The organism is Citrobacter sp. VF227, from assembly GCF_052950715.1.
This window is the reverse complement of record NZ_JBRFVF010000548.1, coordinates 1-443: the sequence shown is the minus strand read 5'-3', so window position 1 is coordinate 443 and position 443 is coordinate 1. Positions and strand designations below refer to the sequence as shown.

The following is a 443-nucleotide window of genomic DNA, read 5'->3' as shown; positions in this document are numbered from 1 at the left end:
AGATTACCCAGCCTGTGGATATAAGCCTGACCACTTCCTCGCGTGGGTTCATCGAGGATCAGCAGACGCGGGCGTGTGACCAGCGCGCTGGCGAGCGCAAGCTGGTGCTGATTTTCCTCCGACAATGCCACTCCTTTGACCTGACGCAGTTCGAAAAGCTGTGGAAACAGGCGGTAAATATCGCTGCTGCTCATCGTTTCGCTTTCTTCAACCGCCTGACGCGCAATATGCAGATTTTCCTCGACCGTTAGTTGTGAAAAAATCCGTCTCTCTTGTGAGACGTAGTTAATACCCAGCGCAATGCGCTTTGCCGTTGGAATCGGACTCAGGTCGCGCGGCGGTGCGCCAGCCTGATGCCAGAACATGGTTCCGCCTTCAATCGGTAAATTGCCGATAATGCAATTGGCAAGCGTAGTCTTTCCCATCCCCGGAAGCCCCAGCAT

At 54.4% G+C, this 443-nt stretch carries 1 protein-coding gene; it reads right to left on the bottom strand.

Features of this window, described 5'->3' with window-relative positions; all coding sequences use genetic code 11:
* Window positions 1-443, bottom strand: a 443-nt coding sequence (locus tag ACU8YC_RS27785) for an ATP-binding cassette domain-containing protein (RefSeq protein WP_446896368.1), incomplete at both ends; no start/stop codon positions are given.